Here is a 17,354-nt window from a genome sequence, read left to right as displayed (position 1 = left end):
GGGCGCCGCCCTGGACCCGATTGTCTGATGAGGGGAGGAAACGCGCGCCGGCTCGCCACCAGCGCGCATTCACAGCCAGGTTTTCAGGATTTGATGGTGGAGGCTTTGTAGATCTTGTCGATGGCGGTCGCCAGGGTGGCGTCGAATTCGGCGTCGGTCATCGAGACTTTCAGATCGCCGACCAGGGCGCGGGAGAAGCTGGCGATCATGCCGTGATTGGCGGCCAGCCGCGTGCAGGCATCGTCCAGCGTGTAGCCGCCGGACAGCGCCACGACGCGCTGCACGCGCGGATGGCGGATCAGATCCAGATACAGGTCCGGCGTGTCCGGGATCGTCAGTTTCAGCATCACCGGATAGTCACCGGGCAGCGCGTCCAGGCCGCGCGCCAGCTCGTCGCGCAGGATGGCCTCGGCGGCGGCTTTCTGCGGGCTCTTGATCAGGACTTCCGGCTCCAGGATCGGCACCAGGCCGTGGGCGGCGACCTGGCGGGCCACGTCGAACTGCTGCGCCGCGATGGCGGCGATGCCCTCGGGATCGGCCAGGTTGATGACCGAACGTTCCTTGGTGCCGTAGACGCCCAGCTTCGCCGCGCGCGCCAGCAGCGGGTCCAGCCCGGGGATCGGCTTCATCAGCCGTACGCCGGCCGCCTCGGCCTCCAGCCCCTTGTCGATCTTCAGGAACGGGACGACGCCGCGATCTTCCCACAGGTAGGACGGGACCGGCTTGTCGCCGACCAGGCCGTCCATCGTGCGCTCGAACAGGATGGCCGCGATCACCTTGTCGCCGGTGAAGCTGGGCGCCGTGATGATGCGCACGCGCATCTCATGCATCAGGCGGAACATCTCGTCGTCGCCGCTATAGGCGCTTTCGGGAATCCCGTAATGGCTCAGGGCGCCGGGCGTGGAACCCCCGCTTTGGTCCAGGGCCGCGATAAAGCCCGGTTTACCAGAGAGTTGTGACTTCATGCTCTCGATCGACATGATTGTGTTTCCCCCGCTTGGTGCAGATGCGTGTCCGGGCCTCGCCGGGACGGTGGTCGCGAAACCGCCTCCCGGGCGATTGCCCGTTTCTGGAGATTGCCGGTTTTGCCGTCAATGGTGAAGAGGCGGGGGTGAAGAGGCGGGGGTGAAAAGACGGGCCGGCGGAATGTCAGCCGGGGTCGCCGTCGGCCGGCAGGTCGGGGATCGTGGCGCGGACCAGGGCGCTGTAATATTCCCGCCCGCAATGGGCCCGGACATGGGCCGGCGTGAGTCGCGGTATCCGCGCGCGCGTGCGGACGGATGCGTACCAATGGACGACGCGGGTCCCGGGCAGCAGGATGTCCTCGGCCCGGATCCGCCGGTTGGCGCGGAAGATATGTTCCGAGATTTCGGGGGGGACCGGGTAGAACACGGCGGGATCGTGGACGGTCAGGCCGTCCGTGCCCATCTGCTCCGCCACCCGTTGCAGCAGATGGGGGCCCAGGGCGTAGGGCCGCAGCCGCTCCTGGGGCGACAGGGCCAGCATGGCGCGCAGGCAGGCATGCAGCCAGGGCGCGCCGGCGGGGGCGCCCATCACGGCGTTGTTCAGCCCCAGCGGGTAGAGGAAATCGATGCGCCGGAACCCCCGCCAGCCGCCGGGCACGACGCGGCAGGCCTGGCGGAGCAGCGACAGCCCGATATGCCGCGCCCGCAATGTGGGCGAGCGCGTGGCCCTGACATGCGCCGGCCAGACGATGCGCTCGGTCCCGACGAAGGGGCCGGACGCCAGCAGCGGGCGCAGCGAGGCGGTGGTGAGGGTGTCCATGTCCAGATACACGCCGCCGTCGCGATAGAGGATCGCGGCGCGCAGGATATCCGCGCGCTGGACCGGCGTGCGGACGCCCTCATAGAGCGCGACCAGGCTGTCCGCCGGCAGGCCGGCGGCCTGTTCCACCGCCGCCAGGTCGCGGCGCGGGTCGACGCGGGAGAGGATGACGCCGGGCGCGGCCTCCAGCGCCCGCTTCTGCGGGCCGTCCTCGAGCGTGTCGGTGTGGTGCAGGATGACCGCGTCCATGCCGCCCGTCGCGGCGGCCGACAGGACGGCGAAGGCATAGGCCCAGGGCAGGCGCGGACCGATCCAGCAGAAATGGATGTGGGCGGGAATGGTCATGGAATCCTGTGTCCGTCGCGCGACAGTAGGGGAGGGGCATCATCCTGATCGATAAAAAATGTAGTCGTATGTTACAATACATTTCCAGACAATACGCGTTTATCGAATAAGTGCTCTTGTACAGAAGAACGTAAAAAGTGGCGGAATGATGATGGAGGCGGGTTTGCCGATCGCCTGTCCGGCCAAGGTCGCGGGATGAACGGTCGGCCGGCATTTCTGGCCGATCATCTTTCGTCCGATCCGCCGGGGCGCCTTTATAGTCATATTGATCGCGTTTATAGGATAGCCGCTGCGTGGGGGAGCGCCCCTGAAAACCTTTGAGCCGCGGGTGCCTCCTTTTGCGCGACGTCGTCATCTTCCGCCAGAACCAGTTCCGGGTTTCCGAGATTTTCATCGCCCAGCAGGCGGAGGCCCTGCGCCGGTACGCGCCGCTCTATCTGGGGCGCATGCGATTCGGGGCGGGGCCGGACGGCGCGCGGACGCTGCTGCTGCGCGACCTGTGGGGGCGTGCCGGCTGGCCCCGGATGGGCGCGCAGATGCTGACGCGCGACCCCGCCCCCTACCAGCGCCTGCTGGCGGGGCGCCGGCCGGCGCTGGTCCATGCCCATTTCGGGACCGACGGCGTCTATGCCCTGGCGCTGGCGCGCCGGCTGGGCGTGCCGCTGGTCACGACGTTCCATGGCTTCGACCTTACGCTGTCCGACCGGTATTTCCTGCGGTCGCCCGCGTGGGTGAACTATCCGCTGCACCGGCGCGCGCTGGCGCGGGAGGGGCGGTTGTTCCTGTGCAATTCCCGCTTCCTGCACGGCAAGGCGCTGGAGCGCGGCTTTCCGGCCGAGCGGACGCGGGTGCATTATATCGGGGTCGACTGCGCCGCGTACCGGCCCCGGGCGCCGGAAGAGGAGACGCCGGTCATCCTGCATGTCGCCCGGCTGGTGGAACTGAAGGGCACGGACGACCTGCTGCGGGCCTTTGCCCGGATGGCGGCGGGGCACGCGGACCTGCGGCTGGTCATTATCGGGGATGGGCCGATGCGCGCGCGGCTGGAGAAGATGGCCGGCGCGCTGGGCGTGGGGGAGCGGGTGCTGTTTCTGGGCGCGCGGCCGCATGCGGTGGTCATGGCGTGGATGCGGCGGGCGATGATGCTGGTGCTGCCCAGCGTGCAGACCGCCAGCGGGCGCGTCGAGGGGCTGGGCATGGTGATGCTGGAGGCGGCGGCCTGCGGCGTGCCGGTGGTCGCGACGCGGGTGGGGGGCATTCCCGAGGGGGTGGACGAGGGGCGCAGCGGCCTGATCGTGCCGCCGCGCGATGTCGAGTCGCTGGCCGGGGCGATGGGCGCGCTGGCGGCCGACCGGGAGCGGCGGGCGGCGATGGGGCAGGCGGGGCGGGCCTTCGTCGCCGGGCGTTTCGACCTGCGGCGGCAGACGGCGATCCTGGAAAGCTGGTATGACGCGCTGGTCCGGGCTATCGCGCCGGACGGGGCGTCCCTATGATCTGCCCCCTTTTCCGGTTTCCGCCGGTTCCTCGGACGATATGGCAACGATGAACGATATTCCCCTGGCCCGCCGCATCAGCAACCTGGGCGCCGCGGCGCGCTTCGCGGCCAAGGCCATCGCCACGCGCTATACGCCGCTGCTGGCGCAGGTGGTGGTGACGCGGCGCTGCAACCTGGCATGCGGCTATTGCAACGAATATGACGATTTCTCGGCCCCGGTGCCCTTCGCGGACCTGAAGGCGCGGGTCGATCATCTGGCGAAGCTCGGCACCGCCTCGATCACCTTTACCGGCGGCGAGCCGCTGCTGCATCCCGAACTGGACCGGATCGTGCGCGTGGCCCGCGACCATGGCATGATCGTCACCACCATCACCAACGGCTTCCGCCTGTCGCGCGCCTGGATCGACCGGCTGAACGCGGCGGGCCTGCAAGGGATGCAGGTAAGCATCGACAATATCACGCCCGACGACATCTCGATGAAGAGCCTGTCGTCGGTGGAGGGCAGGCTGGCGCTGCTGTCCGAGCATGCCCGCTTCAAGGTCAATGTGAATTCGGTGCTGGGCGTGACCGGCGAGCGGACCCAGGACGTGGTGACGATCGCCGAGACGGCGGCGCGCTATGGCTTGCAGCATTCGGTGGGCGTGCTGCACGACCACCAGGGCGGGCTGAAGGCGCTGAGCGACGAGCAGATGCGGGCCTATCGGCGGGTGACCGAGATCTCGCCCTCGCTGGTCCATACGCTGAACTACCGGCTGTTCCAGAAGAACCTGATGCATGGCAGGCCGAACGACTGGAAATGCCGCGCCGGGGCCCGGTACCTGTACGTGACCGAGGATGGCCGGGTGCATTGGTGTTCGCAGCAGCGCGGGTATCCGGCGATTCCGCTGCTGGACTATGGTCACGAGGACCTGAAGCGCGAATATCATACCGAGAAATCGTGCAGCCCGACCTGCACCCTGAGCTGCGTGCATCAGATGAGCATGTTCGACCGCTATCGCGGCGCCCAGCACCCCACCGACCCGGCGGCGTTGCCCGCCGAGGCCTGAGAGCGGCGGTTCAGGGCGCGCGCAGGCGCAGGAACGGGATCACGCGGGTGGACAGGATCAGCGCTTCCACCAGCAGGGTCGCGAGGCCGGCGCCGTCCACCCCCCACAGGCGCGCCAGGCCGTACAGCACCGGCAGGCACAGCATGGTGGCGGCGATGCGGCCGGTGAACAGGCGGTGGGCGTAGCCCAGCGAGACCAGAAACGGCTCCAGCGGCACGTCCCACAGGTCCAGGATCGCCGCCGAGGTCAGCAGCATCAGCAGCGCCAGGTCGTGCGTGCGCACCGCCAGCAGGGTCTGGAACACCCAGGGGCCGACCGTGGCCGCCACCAGCAGCGCGAGGAGGGAAAAGAGGCCCAGCGCCTGGAAGATGCGCCCCATGATGCGCCGCATGCCCGCCCGGTCGCCCTGGTCGCGCAGCCGGATCAGTTCGGGATACAGCGCCGGGGTCAGCAGTTGCGCGGGCTGGGCCAGGGCGTCGCAGACATGCCAGGTGACGCTGTAGACCGCCGCCGCCGCCGGGTTGGTCGCCGCCCCCACCAGCAGCACCGTGAGGCGCGAGGTCAGGGCCGAGAGCGCCTGGTTGCCGCTGGTCGACAGGGTCAGCCGCCAGATGCCCGGGAAGCCCCTGCCCCAGGCCGCGCCCGCCAGGCGGAAGCCCCGCAGGCCCGGGGCGTGGCGGATCGCCCGCCAGGCCGTGCCGCAATTGGCGAGGAACGACATGACCGTGCCCAGGTACCAGACGGCCATGAAGCCCCCCAGATGCCAGTGCAGGCCCAGGCCCAGCAGGGTGCCCGCCAGGCGGGTCGTGTTGATCGACAGGTCGGCCAGGGCGGTCTGCCGGAAGCGGTCGGTGAGGCGCAGCACGCCCAGCGCCCAGCAGGTGTTCATGAACAGGACCGAGGTCATGTAGAGCAGCGCCGGCCCCTGGGCCGTGGCCTGCCAGCCGAGGGCCCGGCCGAAGACGGTGACCCCGGCCAGCGCCAGGACGGTGCCGGCCACCGCCCCGAGCGCGTCCAGCAGGATGCAATGGCGCAGCAGGGCCTGGAAGCGCGGGCGCTCGCCGCTCGCGAACAGGCTGTTGCCGAAATGCAGCAGCGGCTGCCAGGACTGGAAGCGCGTGCCGACCGAGCAGGACGAGGCGCAGGCATGGACCAGCAGCAGCGTGCCGTAGCCGCCCAGCCCCAGCGCCCGCACCGCCAGCGCGGTGGTGAGGAAGCCCAGCACCCCCGCCATCCCCTTGCCGCCCAGCAGGTAACCGGTATTGCGAAAGATCCGGGCGAGCAGCCCGTGCGTATGCGAGGACACTACCGATCGGTCAGCCGGAATTCGATGCGCCGGTTGCGGGCGTAGGCCGTCGGGGTATCGTGGCTGTCCAGGGGCTGGAAATCGGCGAAGCCGGTCGCGGCCAGGTGGCGGGGGCTGATGCCCTCGGCGATCAGCAGCTTGACCACGGTGATCGCGCGCGCCGACGAGAGTTCCCAGTTGCTGGCGAAGGCGCTGTGGATCGGCTGCCGGTCGGCGTGGCCGTCCACCCGCAGGATCCAGGGGATCGAGGCCGGGATCTGGCCGGAGACCTGGTGGAAGGTGCGGGCCAGGGTGCGGATCTCGGCCACGCCCTTGGGCGACAGGTCGGCGCTGCCGGGCGGGAACAGGACCTCGCTCTGGAACACGAAGCGGTCGCCGACGATCTGCACGCCGTCCTGGTCCTTCAGGATGTCGCGCAGGCGGCCGAAGAATTCCGACCGGTAGCGCTGCAACTGCTCGACCTTGTCGGCCAGCGCCACGTTCAGCTTCTGCCCCAGATCGTCGATCTTGTGATCGCGGTCGTGGACCTGCTGCTGCGAGATGTCGAGCATCGTCATCGCGGCGCCGAGCTGGCGGCGCAGTTCGTCGAGCTGCGCGCCCAGTGCCGCCACCTGCTGCCGGCTGGCCTGGGTCAACGTGTCGCGCTCGGCCGCGAGCTGCGACACCTGGGCGGTCAGCGACGTTTCCATCGCGACGTCCTTGTCGTGCGCGGCGCGCAGCGAGGCGACCGAAAGCTGGAGCGTGTGGGTGCGGTCGTGTTCCAGCGCCAGCATGTCGTTCAGCTTGCCGACCTGCTGGGTCAACTGTTCCATCGCCTGCTGGCGCTTGGACAGCACCACGGACAGGAAGGCCTGGCCCAGCACGAAGACCAGCAGGACGAAGATCACGACCATCAGCAGGGTGGACAGCGCGTCCACATAGCCTGGCCAGGCGTCCAGCCCGGCATGGGTCTGGCGGCGGCGGCGTGCCATGGCGTTACCTCGGGGTCCGGGGGGCGATCAGGGCGCGCGCGCGGCGGCGGGGGTGGCGGCGGCGATGGTGCGCGTGAGCAGGCGCAGGTCGCCGCGGATGTCGGTGGCGATCTGCGTCCGGCCCTGTTCCATGTCCGACAGGATGCGGGTCAACTGGGCTTCGATGCCGCGCAACTGCTGCTGGCCCGAATCCTCGACCATGCGCTGCATCAGGCCGTGGCTGGCGCGCATCGTCTCGGTCATGACGCCGATCCGGTCGTTCAGGCTGACCAGGAGGGCCTGCTGCTGGTGCCGCCCTTCCTCGCCGCGCGCGATCAGGGCCTGCAATTTTTCCAGGTTCTCGGCCGTCTGTTCCAGCAGGGCCTGGACATAGACGGGAATGCCGGCATCGGTGCCGTCGCCCGTGCCCAGGGCGGAGCCGATGCGGGTCAGGCCGGCCAGCCATTCCTCCAGCTCGTTGAAGAAGCGGTTCTGCGCCTGGCCGGCCGTCAGGTCCAGGAAGCCCAGCACCAGCGCGCTCGCCAGGCCGAACATCGAGCCCGAGAAGGCGGTGCCCATGCCGTGCAGCGGCTTGGCCAGGCCGGTCTTGAGCTGGTCGAACATCGCGTTCAGGTCGCCCGAGCCGACCGACAGGCTGCCGATCACGTCGGCGATCGACCCGACCGTCAGGAGCAGGCCGTAGAACGTGCCCAGCAGGCCCAGGAAGATCAGCAGGCCGGTCATGTAGCGCGACAGTTCCCGCCCCTCGTCCAGGCGGGAGGACAGGCTGTCGAGCATCGACTGCATCGCGGGCGTGGACAGGACCAGCCGGTCGGCGCGGTTGCGGGTGGCCAGCATCGACGCCATCGGCGCCAGCAGGCGCGGGGGCGTGGGCTGGGCCAGGCCGTCGCGCGGCTGGCGCAGGGTTTCCACCCAGCGGACCTCGGGGATCAGCCGCAGGACCATGCGGATGTTCCACGCGATGCCGAAGGCCAGGATCGCCAGGATCAGCCCGTCCAGGACCGGGTTGTTGAAGAAGGCGGCATACAGCATGGGCCCGAGGAAGCCTGCCACCAGCACGACGGCCGTGAGGAACAGGACGATACGCAGAAGATAGGTCGTCGGCTGGGTCACGGTGCGGGACGCGGCTCCGAAGGGGCTGGGGAAGGGGACGGTGCAGAGGCCACCATATCGGACCGGGTCACGTCAACATGATCCGGCGGCGGGCCGTTCGCCGGGGCGGCGCCGGGGGCTGCCCCGGGAGGCGGCACGCCGATCGCGCGGACATAGATCCGCGTCGAGGCGATGCCGGCATGCATCAGGATCGAGCGGACCGCCAGGCCGCGCATCAGCGACAGGCGCCGGGGGGTGGACACGTCGTCGGCCGCGCCCGATGCCGTCGCGTCGATCTCGGCCCGGGCATAGGGGGCCTGCATCAGGATCGCCGCGAAGCCCTTTACCCGGTCGATCATCGCCGCGTTCATGTCCGCGCTGCCGGGCGCGAAGGTCAGGCGCAGGCCGGCCGGCAGGTCGGTGGCCCGGCCCACCGCATCGGCCTTGACCGGGACTTCCGGCGGCGGGGCGGGAGGGTGCAGCGGGACGTCGACCACCGGGGGACGGATGATCGGCGGGGGCGGCGGCGCGGCGGGAATGGTGGGCGGTGGCGCCGGATGAGCCGCGCCGGCTTTCGGTGCCGTGGGGGCGGCCTGTTTGGCGGCCTGCCTGGCGGGAGACCGGGCCGGGGCGGGGCGATTGGCGCGCGGCTTCGGCGCGCCGGCCGCCGGCAGGGCCGACAGCGCGCTGTCGTCGGTCGTGACCTGCGCGTGGGCGGGGGCCAGCGCCAGGCCGCCCAGGAGGGACAGCGCCGCCAGCAGGGGGCGGGGCCCGGCCGGGCGGCGGCGTGCGGACGATGGGTGGGCGGGACGGATATCCGGCATGATCGGGCAGCCTAGACCAGAACGCCCATGGGCAGGGGCGGAATGCGAACGGGCGCGCCGGCGGCTCAGGGCCGTGCGGTCAGGCTCTCGGCCACCAGTTCGCGCAATTTTCCGTGCAAATGGACGTTGCCGGCCACGATGTCGACCGAATCGCCCATGTCGTTCAGCTCGACGCCCTCGGGGTCGGTCGCGTAGCCCCCGGCCTCGCGCACCAGCAGCAGGCCGGCGGCGCAATCCCAGGGTTTCAGGCCCAGTTCCCAGAAGCCCTCGTAGCGGCCGGCGGCCACCCAGGCCAGGTCGAGCGCCGCCGCGCCGAAGCGGCGGATGCCCGCCACCTGCGGCATCAGCGCGCCCAGGGTGCGGGCGAAGGGCAGGCGGCGCCGCGCCGGGACCTTGGCGAAGGGAATGCCGGTGGCGAACAGGGCCTCGTGCATGTCGCGGCGGGCGGAGACGCGGAGGCGGCGCTCGTTCAGGTACGCGCCCACGCCCTTCTCGGCCCAGAACATCTCGTTGGCGGCCGGGTTGTAGACCAGCCCCGCCACCAGTTCGACCGTGCCGTCGGGCAGGCGGCGTTGCAGGCCGATCGAGATCGCCCAGTGCGGGATGCCGTGCAGGAAGTTGGTGGTGCCGTCGAGCGGATCGACGATCCAGCGCCAGGTCCAGTTGTCACTGCCCGAGGCGCCGCTTTCCTCCATCAGGAAGGCGTAGCCGGGGCGGGCGCGCTCCAGCTCCTCGCGGATCGCGGCTTCGGCGCGCAGGTCGGCCTGGGAGACGAAATCGCCCGGGCCCTTGATGCTGACCTGGAGCTGCTCGACCTCGTTGAAGTCGCGCAGCAGGCGCCGCGCGGCTTTCTGCGCCGCGTTCTGCATCACCGTCATATGGGGAGAGAGTCGCATGGCCACGTCGGTCGGTCCTGATCTGGCGGGAAGCGGGGCGGGGATGCGCGGCGGGCCTCAGCCCTTCGCGCGTTCCACGTAGCTGGCGTCCTCGGTGCGGACGACGATGCGCTCGCCGGCCTCGATGAAGGGGGGTACCATGGTCTTGACGCCGTTCGACAGCTTGGCCGGCTTGTAGGACGAGCTGGCGGTCTGGCCCTTCACCACCGGATCGGCCTCGACGATTTCCAGCGTCACCTGCGCGGGGAGCTGCACGCCCACCGGGTCGCCTTCGACCAGGTTGATCACCAGCGTCATGTTGTCCTGCAGGAACGGTGCCTGGTCGCCCAGCAGGTCCAGCGGGATCAGCGTCTGCTCGAACGTCTCGGGGTCCATCAGCACGACGTTGTCGCCGTCCATGTAGGAATAGGTATATTCCTTTTCCTCGGTCATCAGGCGTTCGACCGTGTCGGCGGTGCGCCAGCGCTCGTTGGTCTTGTTGCCGGTCTTGAGGTCGCGCATTTCCACCTGGATGAAGGCGCCGCCCTTGCCGGGGGTGATGATCTGCTGCTTCAGGACGGTCCAGCGACGGCCTTCGTGCTCGATGACCTGTCCGGCACGGATCAGGTTCGCCTGCTGTTTCATGGTGGGCCCTGTCTGACTATGGGGTATGGAAGGCGGGCTTCTAACGCTCTCGGGCGCCGAGGGCAAGGTTCGGCGCGGAATCCGGCGCGAGTTTGTGCCGCCCGCCCGCCGGATCGCGGACCACGGGACCGTCTTCCCCGGCTTCGAGATAGTCCGGGCCCAGCGGCACCTTGCCGTGGCCGCCGGGGATGTCGAGCGTGTAGGTGGGCCAGGCCAGGCCGGTCACCCGGCCGCGCAGCCCCGCCAGCAGGCGCCGGCCCTCGGCGATCGGCACATGGAAGCGTGCGGTGCCGGGGGCGGGGTCGAGCTGGTGCAGGTAGTAGGGCTTCACCCGGGCCTCGACCATCGCGCGGAACAGCCCCTCCAGCGCCGCCACGCTGTCGTTGACGCCGCGCAGCAGCACCGACTGGCCCAGCACCGGGATCGCCCTGGCCTGGACGCGCCGCAGCGCCGCGCGGGCGGCGGGCGTGAATTCGCGCGCGTGGTTGGCGTGCATGACCAGCCACATGGCGCGGTCGGTCCGCATCGCGTCGGCCAGCGCGTCGGTCAGCCGGTCCGGGTCGGCGACCGGCACGCGGCTGTGGATGCGGATGGTCGTGACATGGGGCATGGCGTCCAGGGCGCGGACGATCGCGCCCAGCCGGCGGGGCGAGAGCATCAGCGGGTCGCCGCCGGTCAGGATCACCTCGCGGATCGCGGGGTGGGCGCGCAGCCAGTCCAGCGCGCGGTCCAGCGCCGCCTCGTCCAGCACGCCGCCATCGGGGCCGACATGCTCGCGCCGGAAGCAGAAGCGGCAATAGAGCGGGCAGACCAGCAGGGGTTTCAGCAGCGCGCGGTCGGCATAGCGGTGGACGATGCCCGGCACCGGCGACAGGGCGTCGTCGCCGATCGGGTCGGCCCGCTCGTGCGGCGCCACCGTCCGTTCGGCCGCGTCGGGGATGACCTGCAAGCCGATCGGGTCGTCCGGCCGGTCGATCAGCGCGGCGAAGGCGGGGGGGATGGCGGTGGCGTATCGAAGGGCCACATCTTCCAGCGCCGGGGCCGCGTCCGGCGGTACCAGCCCCGCGGCGACCAGGGAAGGGATGTCGCGCAACGTGCGGCCCGGAGCGGGGAGGAAATCGTCCGGGAGATGGTTGACCGAGGGGGGCATCGGCTGGCTCTACTCGACCGGTCTTGGTCCCGCAACAGGAGTCGTACATGACCGATCGCGGTGGTGCGGTCCCCGATCCCGACCGTATCGCGGAACGCCTGCCGCTGCTGCGGCGGCGGGGCCTGGTGGCGCGCGGCGTGCGGGCCTTTTTCGACGCGCGCGGCTATCTGGAGGTCGAGACCCCCTATGCGGTGCCGACCCCGGGCGAGGAGGTGCATCTGAAAGTGTTCCGCACCGAGCGGCGGCACCATGACGGCACCGGCGAGGCGCTGTTCCTGCATACCAGTCCGGAATTCGCCATGAAGCGGATCGTCGCCGCCACGGGGCTGCCGGTCTTTCAACTGGCCCGCGTCTGGCGCAACGAGGAAGGCAGCGCGCTGCATGCGTGCGAATTCACCATGCTGGAATGGTATCGCCCCGGGGCGGGGCTGGCCGCGCTGATGGACGAGACCGAATCGCTGCTGCGCGCGGTGCTGCCGCCGGTCGTCGCGTGGCCCGGCGGACCGGGGAATGCCGGGCCGCTGCGGGTGGACGGGCCGTTCGAGCGCCTGACGATGGCGGAGGCCTTCGCCCGGCATGCCGGGGTGGACCTGCTGCCGACCGAAGGGGATGTCGCCGCGCTGGCGGCGGCGGCGGGATGCGCCCCGCGTGACGGCGAGACGTGGGAGGATCTGTTCTTTCGCCTGCTGATGGAGCGCGTGGAACCGGCGATCGGCCGCGATCGGCCGACGTTCCTGACCCATTGGCCGGCCAGCCAGGCGGCATTGGCCCGCCGGGACCCGGCCGACCCGCGCACCGCGCTGCGTTTCGAGCTTTATGCCGCCGGCATGGAACTGGCCAATGCGTTCGAGGAACTGACCGACCCGGTCGAGCAGCGCCGGCGCTTCGTGGCCGATCGCGCCCGGCGGGCGGCGCTGTACGGCACGCCGCCGGGCCTGGACTGGCCGATGGACGAATCGCTGCTTGCGGCGTTGGCGCATCTGCCGCCCTGCGCGGGGATCGCGCTGGGGTTCGACCGGCTGGTCATGCTGGCGGCGGGGACGCGGCGGCTGGACGATATTCTGTGGATGGGTTGAAATATTTGTAATTTCATACCCAATTCGTCTGCCATGGCCACTATGCTACGTTAACGTCATGATAAATTTTACCCTGTAGATCGGTAATCGGACCATGAAATACCTCTCGCTCCTACCGCTGGCTGCCCTGCTCGCCCTGACGGCGTGCGAGGTTCCCTCTCCCGAGCAGCGGAAGCTGCTCAACTCGATGGTCGGGCAGGGGGAGGTCGACGTGATCCGCACCTTCGGGGTGCCCACCCGCTCGTACGAGGCCCAGGGCCACACCTTCCTGGCCTATATCGACAGCGAAACCAACTATTCGCCCGGCGGTGGCTGGGGCTGGGGTTGGGGCGGCGGCCCGGGCTGGGGCGGCGGCTGGGGTGGTGGCTGGGGCGGCGGCTGGGGAGGCTGGGGCGGTGGCTGGGGCGGCTGGGGTGGTGGCATGGGCGGCACCGTCTATACCAGCACCTGCCAGACGACCTTCGAAGTCATTGCCGGCCGGGTATCGGGCTGGACGATGCGCGGCGACGGATGCTGATCGCGGCCCGCTGAGGCGGGCGTGAGGACGGGGCGGCCGCCGGTCGCCCCCGAAAGGAGGGGGCATGAGGGCGGCGCGCATTCTGGTGACTTGCCTGCTGGCCTGCCTGGCCGTGGCCTGCGCGCCGGCGGCGCGGCAGGACCCGCTGCTGGTGCGGGCCGACAGCCGGGCCGCCGGCATCCCGACCGTTTCCGTCGAACATAGCTACCTGCCGGCGACGGACCAGGGGCGGCCGGACAGCCGGGTGGCCTATGGCGCGCCGGATACGCCGGTCTATCGCGACCGGCCGCTGAACGAGACCCTGCGGGCCAGCGTCGAACTGGCCGACTATACCCGTGCGCTGGATCTGGCCGGGCTGATGGCGGTGTTGCGCCAGCCGGGGCCGTTCACTGTTTTCGCCGTGCCCAACCTGCCGATGGAACGGTTCGCGCGCGGAGGGATGCCCGCGCCGGCGGTGCTGCGCCGGACGCTGGCCTACAGCATCGTGCGCGGGGCCTATCCGGCCGCGCGGCTGAGTCGACTGGCCGCCCAGGCGCCGGGCAAGCCGATCCGGCTGCCGACGGTCGATGGCGGGGTCGTGCTGCTGGAGCGCGATCCGGCGGGCCGGCTGGTGTTGTCCGATGGCGCGGGACAGCGCGCGCCGGTGTGGATCGACGGCATGGTGCAATCGAACGGCGTGCTGTATCTGACCCGTTCGCTGCTGGCGCCGGCCTGATCGCCGGTCCGGCTCAGGCGGCGGCGATCGCCTGGTTCATCGCGCGGACGCCGGCGGCCGGACCTTCGGGGTGGGACCAGACGGCGCTGATCACCGCCAGGAAGTCCGCCCCCGCGCGCACCAGCGGGCCGCAATTTTCCGCCGTGATGCCGCCGATCGCCACCACCGGCAGTTCCATCATCGCGCTCCACCATTCCAGCAGTTCCACGGGGGCGCGGATGTCGGTTTCCTTGGAGGTCGAGGGAAAGAACGCGCCGAAGGCGACGTAATCCGCCCCGGCCTCGCCCGCGCGCATCGCCTGGTCGCGGCTGTCGTAGCACGACACGCCCAGTTGCAGCGCGTCGCCCAGCAGGGTGCGGGCGGCGGCGGCGTCCATGTCGTCGCCGCCGACATGCGCGCCGTCGCAGCCGCCGCGCCGGGCCAGGTCGGGCCGGTCGTTGAGGATGAAGGCGACGTCGCGCTCCTGCGCCACCGGGCGCAGGATGTCGATCGCGCGGAGGATCGTATCGTCGGGTACGTCCTTGAGGCGCAACTGGACGGCGGCGACCGGCCCGGCATCAAGGGCGCGTGCCAGGTCCGGCGCGAACGCGGCCGGGTCCGGCACCGGAGGGGTGACGAGATAAAGCTGACAATCATACATCGTCCGCGACCATACGACGCCGCGCGGCGCGGCGACAGGGGGTCAGGGAGCGGTGGGTGGCGTGTCCGTGCCGGACAGGTATGCCCGCAGGCGGGCGGGCACGGGGACGGGGCCCACCACGCAATGGGGCGGGGGGGCGGCGAGGCAGGTCGCGCCCAGCGTGCGGGCCAGCAGGTGGATGGTCGCCGCCTGGGGACCGTCGCCATGCAGCACGATGTGGCGCAGGCCCAGCCCCAGGGCCTCGGCCGCGCGGCCCGCCGCCGCGCCGCAATCGAGGTAGGCGGGGAGGATGGCCCCGGTTTCGGCCAGCACGGCCCGCCACCACGCCGGGCCCATGAGACACCCCGCCCCCGCCGGCGACAGCAGGGCGCAGGCGGGCCTGTCGGCCGCGCCGTGCGCGGCCAGCGCGGCCAGGACGGCGCGGATCTCCGCCGCCGAGGCGACGGCGAAGACGCGTGCCGGGAGGGGAGAGTGGATCATCGCTTGACGTTGAACCGCGCGCGGGCGATCAGTTCAAGAGTGAGTTTCGGTTGGGGTTGCCGGCCGATACCGAGACGTCGAGCGACGGGAATGACGACCGTGGGGCACGCTGAAGCATCGGACAGCCCGGCGGGCTGGGGGGCGACCGAGCCCGCTGACCGCCTGGAGCAGGCATTGAACCGTATCGCCTTCGCGCTGGACCGCCGGCATGAAGCGGCCTCGGGCCCCGACCTCCAGACGCTGGCGGCCAATATCGATGCCCTGATCGCCCGCGTGCGGGACGTGCTGGGGCCGGATGAGGAAAGCGACGGGATGGAGGAGGGCTGAGCCATGGCGCAGGTCACGGTTCGCATCAACGGCTATGCCTATGTCGTCGGCTGCAAGGACGGGCAGGAACGCCATCTCCAGGCCATGGCGCTGGAGGTCGAGCGCCGGATCGAGCATATCCGCGCCATCGGCGGGCAGAGCGGCGAGGCCCGGATCCTGGCCCTGGCGGCGCTGCTGATGGCCGACGAGATCCACGACCTGTCGGCCGAGAAGATGCCCGAGGATACCGCCCGCCAACTGGCCGAAGGGCGGCAGGCGCGCGTCGAGAACGAGCGGCGGCGCGACCAGTTGGCCTTGCTGGTCGAACGGGCCGAAAGCATTGCGGCGGCGCTCGAACATCCCTAAGTTGAGGGGTGCGGGGCTGCCCGGTTCGTCAGGCAACTCAACCCCTGGGCCGATAAGCACTTCCTTAGGGAGCTGGCTCTGGCGTGATCCTGGTCATGTTATCTGGCGCCCACCTGCGTGAGCAGGTCCGGGAGGGCTGAAAGACCAACGGCCATGGCGGCTCCGCACAATCCCCCTCCATCCGACCCTCCCGCGCTGGTCGCGGCCAAGGCCGACCTGCGCGAGCGGTTGCGCGCCCTGCGCGCGGCCCCGCCGTCGCCGGCCGCGATCGCGGCGCTGTGCCGGCGCATGGCGGCGCATGTCCGCGCCGTGCTGCCGCCCGGTGCCGACGTGGCCGCCGTGTGGCCGTTGCCCGGCGAGGTCGATCTGCGCGGGTTGTGCGCCGGGCTGCATGAAGGCGGCTATGGCGTGCTGCTGCCGGAGACGCCGCCGCGCGGCCTGCCCCTGTGCTTTCGCCGGTGGCGCCCCGATGCGGAGATGCGGCCGGGGCGCTTCGGCACGCTCTACCCCGACGGCGCCATGGCGCGGCCCGACCTGGTGTTCGTGCCGCTGCTGGGTTTTGACAGGCGGGGGTTCCGGCTGGGATATGGGGGCGGCTATTACGACCGCACGCTGGCCGAACTGCCCGGCGTGCCGGCGGTGGGCTATGGCCTGTCGGCGCAGGAAGTGCCGGCGGTGCCGGTGGGGGTGTATGACGTTCCGCTGCCGGTCATCCTGACGGAGCGGGACGTGATTCTGGTGTGACGGGTTGTTCTTTTTTGAAAAAAAGAACCAGAAAGCTTTGAGTCGTTCGGAAATCCTGTGCCTGGGGCACGCGATGATCCTGAACGGGTGAAAGTCTTTTTGCTTCTTTTTCATCAGAAAAAGAAGACGGAAGAAGGAAGAACGGGTGCGGATCTTGTTTCTGGGCGACATTGTCGGCCGCACGGGGCGCGAGACGGTGATGGAGGTGGTGCCCACCCTGCGGCGGGACCTGCGCCTGGATCTGGTGGTGGTGAACGGCGAGAATGCCAGCCACGGGTTCGGCCTGTCGCTGCCCATCGCCCGGGAGCTGTTCGCGGCCGGCGTCGATGTCGTGACGCTGGGCAACCATGCGTGGGACCGCAAGGACCTGATCGGCCAGATCGATGCCGAGCCGCGCATTATCCGCCCGGCCAATTATCCGCCCGGGACGCCGGGGCAGGGCAGCGCGATGGTGGAACTGGTGGACGGGCGGCGCGCGCTGGTGATCAACGTCATGGGGCGGCAGTTCATGGAGGCGCTGGACGATCCGTTCCGCGCCGTGGCCGACATCATGGCGCGGCATCGGCTGGGTGTGACGGTGCAGGCGGTGGTGGTGGATATCCACGCCGAGGCGTCGAGCGAGAAATGGGCGATGGGGCATGTGCTGGATGGCAGGGCGTCGCTGGTGGTGGGGACGCATACCCATACGCCGACGGCCGACCATCGCATCCTGCCCGGCGGCACCGCGTACCAGACCGATGCGGGCATGTGCGGCGATTATGACAGCGTGATCGGCATGGGCAAGGAGGCCGCCATCGCGCGCTTCCTGCGGCGCATGCCCGGCGAGCGGCTGCAACCGGCCGAAGGGGTGGCGACCGTGGCGGGCATGATGGTGGAGACCGATGACGCCACCGGGCTGGCGCGGCGCATGGCGCCGCTGCGGATGGGGGGATTGCTGGCCCCGACGATGCCGGACTTCTGAGTTCGGCGCGCAAGG

The 17,354-nt window shown here is 70.4% G+C and carries 20 protein-coding genes and 1 other RNA gene; 10 read left to right on the top strand and 11 right to left on the bottom strand.

Annotated elements, in window-relative coordinates; genetic code table 11:
• Positions 1 to 83: 83 nt before the first annotated feature.
• Positions 84 to 980 carry a fructose bisphosphate aldolase gene (locus HLH48_RS01110; protein WP_182995647.1) on the bottom strand — a complete coding sequence of 299 codons (897 nt, stop codon included), beginning with the start codon at positions 978 to 980 and terminating at the stop codon, positions 84 to 86.
• A 169-nt stretch (positions 981 to 1,149) separates the two neighbouring features.
• Positions 1,150 to 2,130, bottom strand: coding sequence for a glycosyltransferase (locus HLH48_RS01105; RefSeq protein ID WP_182995646.1), 981 nt, complete (start codon positions 2,128 to 2,130; stop codon positions 1,150 to 1,152).
• Positions 2,131 to 2,468: 338 nt separating this feature from the next.
• Here HLH48_RS01105 and HLH48_RS01100 point away from each other — a divergent pair, with 338 nt between their 5' ends.
• Together HLH48_RS01100 and HLH48_RS01095 are read left to right on the top strand one after the other, a co-directional pair.
• Complete coding sequence (locus tag HLH48_RS01100) at positions 2,469 to 3,623, top strand: glycosyltransferase (RefSeq protein ID WP_182995645.1); 1,155 nt, start codon at positions 2,469 to 2,471, stop codon at positions 3,621 to 3,623.
• 49 nt (positions 3,624 to 3,672) lie between these two features.
• A complete protein-coding gene (locus HLH48_RS01095) occupies positions 3,673 to 4,671 on the top strand; it encodes a radical SAM protein (RefSeq protein WP_182995644.1) in 999 nt (332 codons plus the stop codon).
• Positions 4,672 to 4,681: 10 nt separating this feature from the next.
• Here HLH48_RS01095 and HLH48_RS01090 read toward each other — a convergent pair whose 3' ends face one another.
• The 7 genes from HLH48_RS01090 to HLH48_RS01060 all read right to left on the bottom strand — a co-directional run bounded on the left by HLH48_RS01090 (position 4,682) and on the right by HLH48_RS01060 (position 11,534).
• A complete protein-coding gene (locus tag HLH48_RS01090) occupies positions 4,682 to 5,977 on the bottom strand; it encodes a lipopolysaccharide biosynthesis protein (RefSeq protein WP_182995643.1) in 1,296 nt (431 codons plus the stop codon).
• Positions 5,977 to 6,948, bottom strand: coding sequence for a peptidoglycan -binding protein (locus HLH48_RS01085; RefSeq protein WP_182995642.1), 972 nt, complete (start codon positions 6,946 to 6,948; stop codon positions 5,977 to 5,979). The genes HLH48_RS01090 and HLH48_RS01085 overlap by 1 nt, the downstream gene beginning before the upstream one ends.
• 27 nt (positions 6,949 to 6,975) lie before the next feature.
• The gene (locus tag HLH48_RS01080) at positions 6,976 to 8,061 is read right to left on the bottom strand and encodes a flagellar motor protein MotA (protein ID WP_182995641.1); all 1,086 of its coding nucleotides are present in this window, start codon (positions 8,059 to 8,061) and stop codon (positions 6,976 to 6,978) included.
• Positions 8,058 to 8,864, bottom strand: a complete 807-nt coding sequence (locus HLH48_RS01075; protein WP_246386625.1) for an OmpA family protein — start codon at positions 8,862 to 8,864, stop codon at positions 8,058 to 8,060. The genes HLH48_RS01080 and HLH48_RS01075 overlap by 4 nt, the downstream gene beginning before the upstream one ends.
• 65 nt (positions 8,865 to 8,929) lie before the next feature.
• Positions 8,930 to 9,760, bottom strand: a complete 831-nt coding sequence (locus HLH48_RS01070; RefSeq protein ID WP_182995776.1) for an inositol monophosphatase family protein — start codon at positions 9,758 to 9,760, stop codon at positions 8,930 to 8,932.
• A gap of 57 nt (positions 9,761 to 9,817) precedes the next feature.
• Positions 9,818 to 10,384, bottom strand: a complete 567-nt coding sequence (gene efp / locus HLH48_RS01065; RefSeq protein ID WP_114726285.1) for an elongation factor P — start codon at positions 10,382 to 10,384, stop codon at positions 9,818 to 9,820.
• Between the two features lie 40 nt (positions 10,385 to 10,424).
• Entirely contained in the window at positions 10,425 to 11,534 is a 1,110-nt protein-coding gene (locus HLH48_RS01060; protein WP_182995640.1) for a lysine-2,3-aminomutase-like protein, read from the bottom strand.
• A 47-nt stretch (positions 11,535 to 11,581) separates the two neighbouring features.
• Between HLH48_RS01060 and epmA the strand changes: the two genes are divergently transcribed.
• The 3 genes from epmA to HLH48_RS01045 all read left to right on the top strand — a co-directional run bounded on the left by epmA (position 11,582) and on the right by HLH48_RS01045 (position 13,842).
• Positions 11,582 to 12,610, top strand: coding sequence for an EF-P lysine aminoacylase EpmA (epmA, locus tag HLH48_RS01055; RefSeq protein ID WP_182995639.1), 1,029 nt, complete (start codon positions 11,582 to 11,584; stop codon positions 12,608 to 12,610).
• Positions 12,611 to 12,704: 94 nt separating this feature from the next.
• Complete coding sequence (locus HLH48_RS01050; RefSeq protein WP_182995638.1) at positions 12,705 to 13,127, top strand: hypothetical protein; 423 nt, start codon at positions 12,705 to 12,707, stop codon at positions 13,125 to 13,127.
• Positions 13,128 to 13,191: 64 nt separating this feature from the next.
• The gene (locus tag HLH48_RS01045) at positions 13,192 to 13,842 is read left to right on the top strand and encodes a fasciclin domain-containing protein (RefSeq protein ID WP_182995637.1); all 651 of its coding nucleotides are present in this window, start codon (positions 13,192 to 13,194) and stop codon (positions 13,840 to 13,842) included.
• Positions 13,843 to 13,855: 13 nt separating this feature from the next.
• Here HLH48_RS01045 and thiE read toward each other — a convergent pair whose 3' ends face one another.
• The gene (gene thiE / locus HLH48_RS01040) at positions 13,856 to 14,482 is read right to left on the bottom strand and encodes a thiamine phosphate synthase (RefSeq protein ID WP_182995636.1); all 627 of its coding nucleotides are present in this window, start codon (positions 14,480 to 14,482) and stop codon (positions 13,856 to 13,858) included.
• Positions 14,483 to 14,524: 42 nt separating this feature from the next.
• Positions 14,525 to 14,962: a hypothetical protein gene (locus HLH48_RS01035; protein ID WP_246386623.1), complete on the bottom strand. Its 438-nt coding sequence runs from the start codon at positions 14,960 to 14,962 to the stop codon at positions 14,525 to 14,527.
• Between the two features lie 99 nt (positions 14,963 to 15,061).
• On the opposite strand from HLH48_RS01035, the gene HLH48_RS01030 reads away from it, so the two are divergent.
• The 5 genes from HLH48_RS01030 (at position 15,062) to HLH48_RS01010 (ending at position 17,339) form a co-directional block, all read left to right on the top strand.
• Entirely contained in the window at positions 15,062 to 15,289 is a 228-nt protein-coding gene (locus HLH48_RS01030; RefSeq protein WP_246386706.1) for a hypothetical protein, read from the top strand.
• 3 nt (positions 15,290 to 15,292) lie between these two features.
• Positions 15,293 to 15,634: a cell division protein ZapA gene (locus HLH48_RS01025; RefSeq protein WP_182995634.1), complete on the top strand. Its 342-nt coding sequence runs from the start codon at positions 15,293 to 15,295 to the stop codon at positions 15,632 to 15,634.
• Between the two features lie 10 nt (positions 15,635 to 15,644).
• Positions 15,645 to 15,801, top strand: a non-coding RNA gene (gene ssrS / locus HLH48_RS01020) — 6S RNA.
• Positions 15,788 to 16,378 carry a 5-formyltetrahydrofolate cyclo-ligase gene (locus HLH48_RS01015; protein ID WP_182995633.1) on the top strand — a complete coding sequence of 197 codons (591 nt, stop codon included), beginning with the start codon at positions 15,788 to 15,790 and terminating at the stop codon, positions 16,376 to 16,378. Before ssrS ends, HLH48_RS01015 begins: the two co-directional genes overlap by 14 nt.
• 145 nt (positions 16,379 to 16,523) lie before the next feature.
• Positions 16,524 to 17,339: a TIGR00282 family metallophosphoesterase gene (locus HLH48_RS01010; protein WP_182995632.1), complete on the top strand. Its 816-nt coding sequence runs from the start codon at positions 16,524 to 16,526 to the stop codon at positions 17,337 to 17,339.
• The last annotated feature ends 15 nt before the right edge of the window (positions 17,340 to 17,354 follow it).

This window comes from Gluconacetobacter sacchari (assembly GCF_014174255.1).
Lineage (GTDB): Bacteria > Pseudomonadota > Alphaproteobacteria > Acetobacterales > Acetobacteraceae > Gluconacetobacter > Gluconacetobacter sacchari.
The sequence above is the reverse complement of the archived record's forward strand: the minus strand, read 5'-3'. Positions and strand labels throughout refer to the sequence as shown.

Bases quoted from the DNA above. Each gene is read 5' to 3' on its own strand.
- HLH48_RS01110 (WP_182995647.1), bottom strand. From the start codon at position 980: ATGTCGATCGAGAGCATGAAGTCACAACTCTCTGGTAAACCGGGCTTT.
- HLH48_RS01105 (WP_182995646.1), bottom strand. From the start codon at position 2,130: ATGACCATTCCCGCCCACATCCATTTCTGCTGGATCGGTCCGCGCCTG.
- HLH48_RS01095 (WP_182995644.1), top strand. From the start codon at position 3,673: ATGAACGATATTCCCCTGGCCCGCCGCATCAGCAACCTGGGCGCCGCG.
- HLH48_RS01085 (WP_182995642.1), bottom strand. From the start codon at position 6,948: ATGGCACGCCGCCGCCGCCAGACCCATGCCGGGCTGGACGCCTGGCCA.
- HLH48_RS01075 (WP_246386625.1), bottom strand. From the start codon at position 8,864: ATGCCGGATATCCGTCCCGCCCACCCATCGTCCGCACGCCGCCGCCCG.
- HLH48_RS01070 (WP_182995776.1), bottom strand. From the start codon at position 9,760: ATGCGACTCTCTCCCCATATGACGGTGATGCAGAACGCGGCGCAGAAA.
- efp (WP_114726285.1), bottom strand. From the start codon at position 10,384: ATGAAACAGCAGGCGAACCTGATCCGTGCCGGACAGGTCATCGAGCAC.
- HLH48_RS01060 (WP_182995640.1), bottom strand. From the start codon at position 11,534: ATGCCCCCCTCGGTCAACCATCTCCCGGACGATTTCCTCCCCGCTCCG.
- epmA (WP_182995639.1), top strand. From the start codon at position 11,582: ATGACCGATCGCGGTGGTGCGGTCCCCGATCCCGACCGTATCGCGGAA.
- HLH48_RS01050 (WP_182995638.1), top strand. From the start codon at position 12,705: ATGAAATACCTCTCGCTCCTACCGCTGGCTGCCCTGCTCGCCCTGACG.
- HLH48_RS01045 (WP_182995637.1), top strand. From the start codon at position 13,192: ATGAGGGCGGCGCGCATTCTGGTGACTTGCCTGCTGGCCTGCCTGGCC.
- thiE (WP_182995636.1), bottom strand. From the start codon at position 14,482: ATGTATGATTGTCAGCTTTATCTCGTCACCCCTCCGGTGCCGGACCCG.
- HLH48_RS01035 (WP_246386623.1), bottom strand. From the start codon at position 14,962: ATGATCCACTCTCCCCTCCCGGCACGCGTCTTCGCCGTCGCCTCGGCG.
- HLH48_RS01025 (WP_182995634.1), top strand. From the start codon at position 15,293: ATGGCGCAGGTCACGGTTCGCATCAACGGCTATGCCTATGTCGTCGGC.
- HLH48_RS01015 (WP_182995633.1), top strand. From the start codon at position 15,788: ATGGCGGCTCCGCACAATCCCCCTCCATCCGACCCTCCCGCGCTGGTC.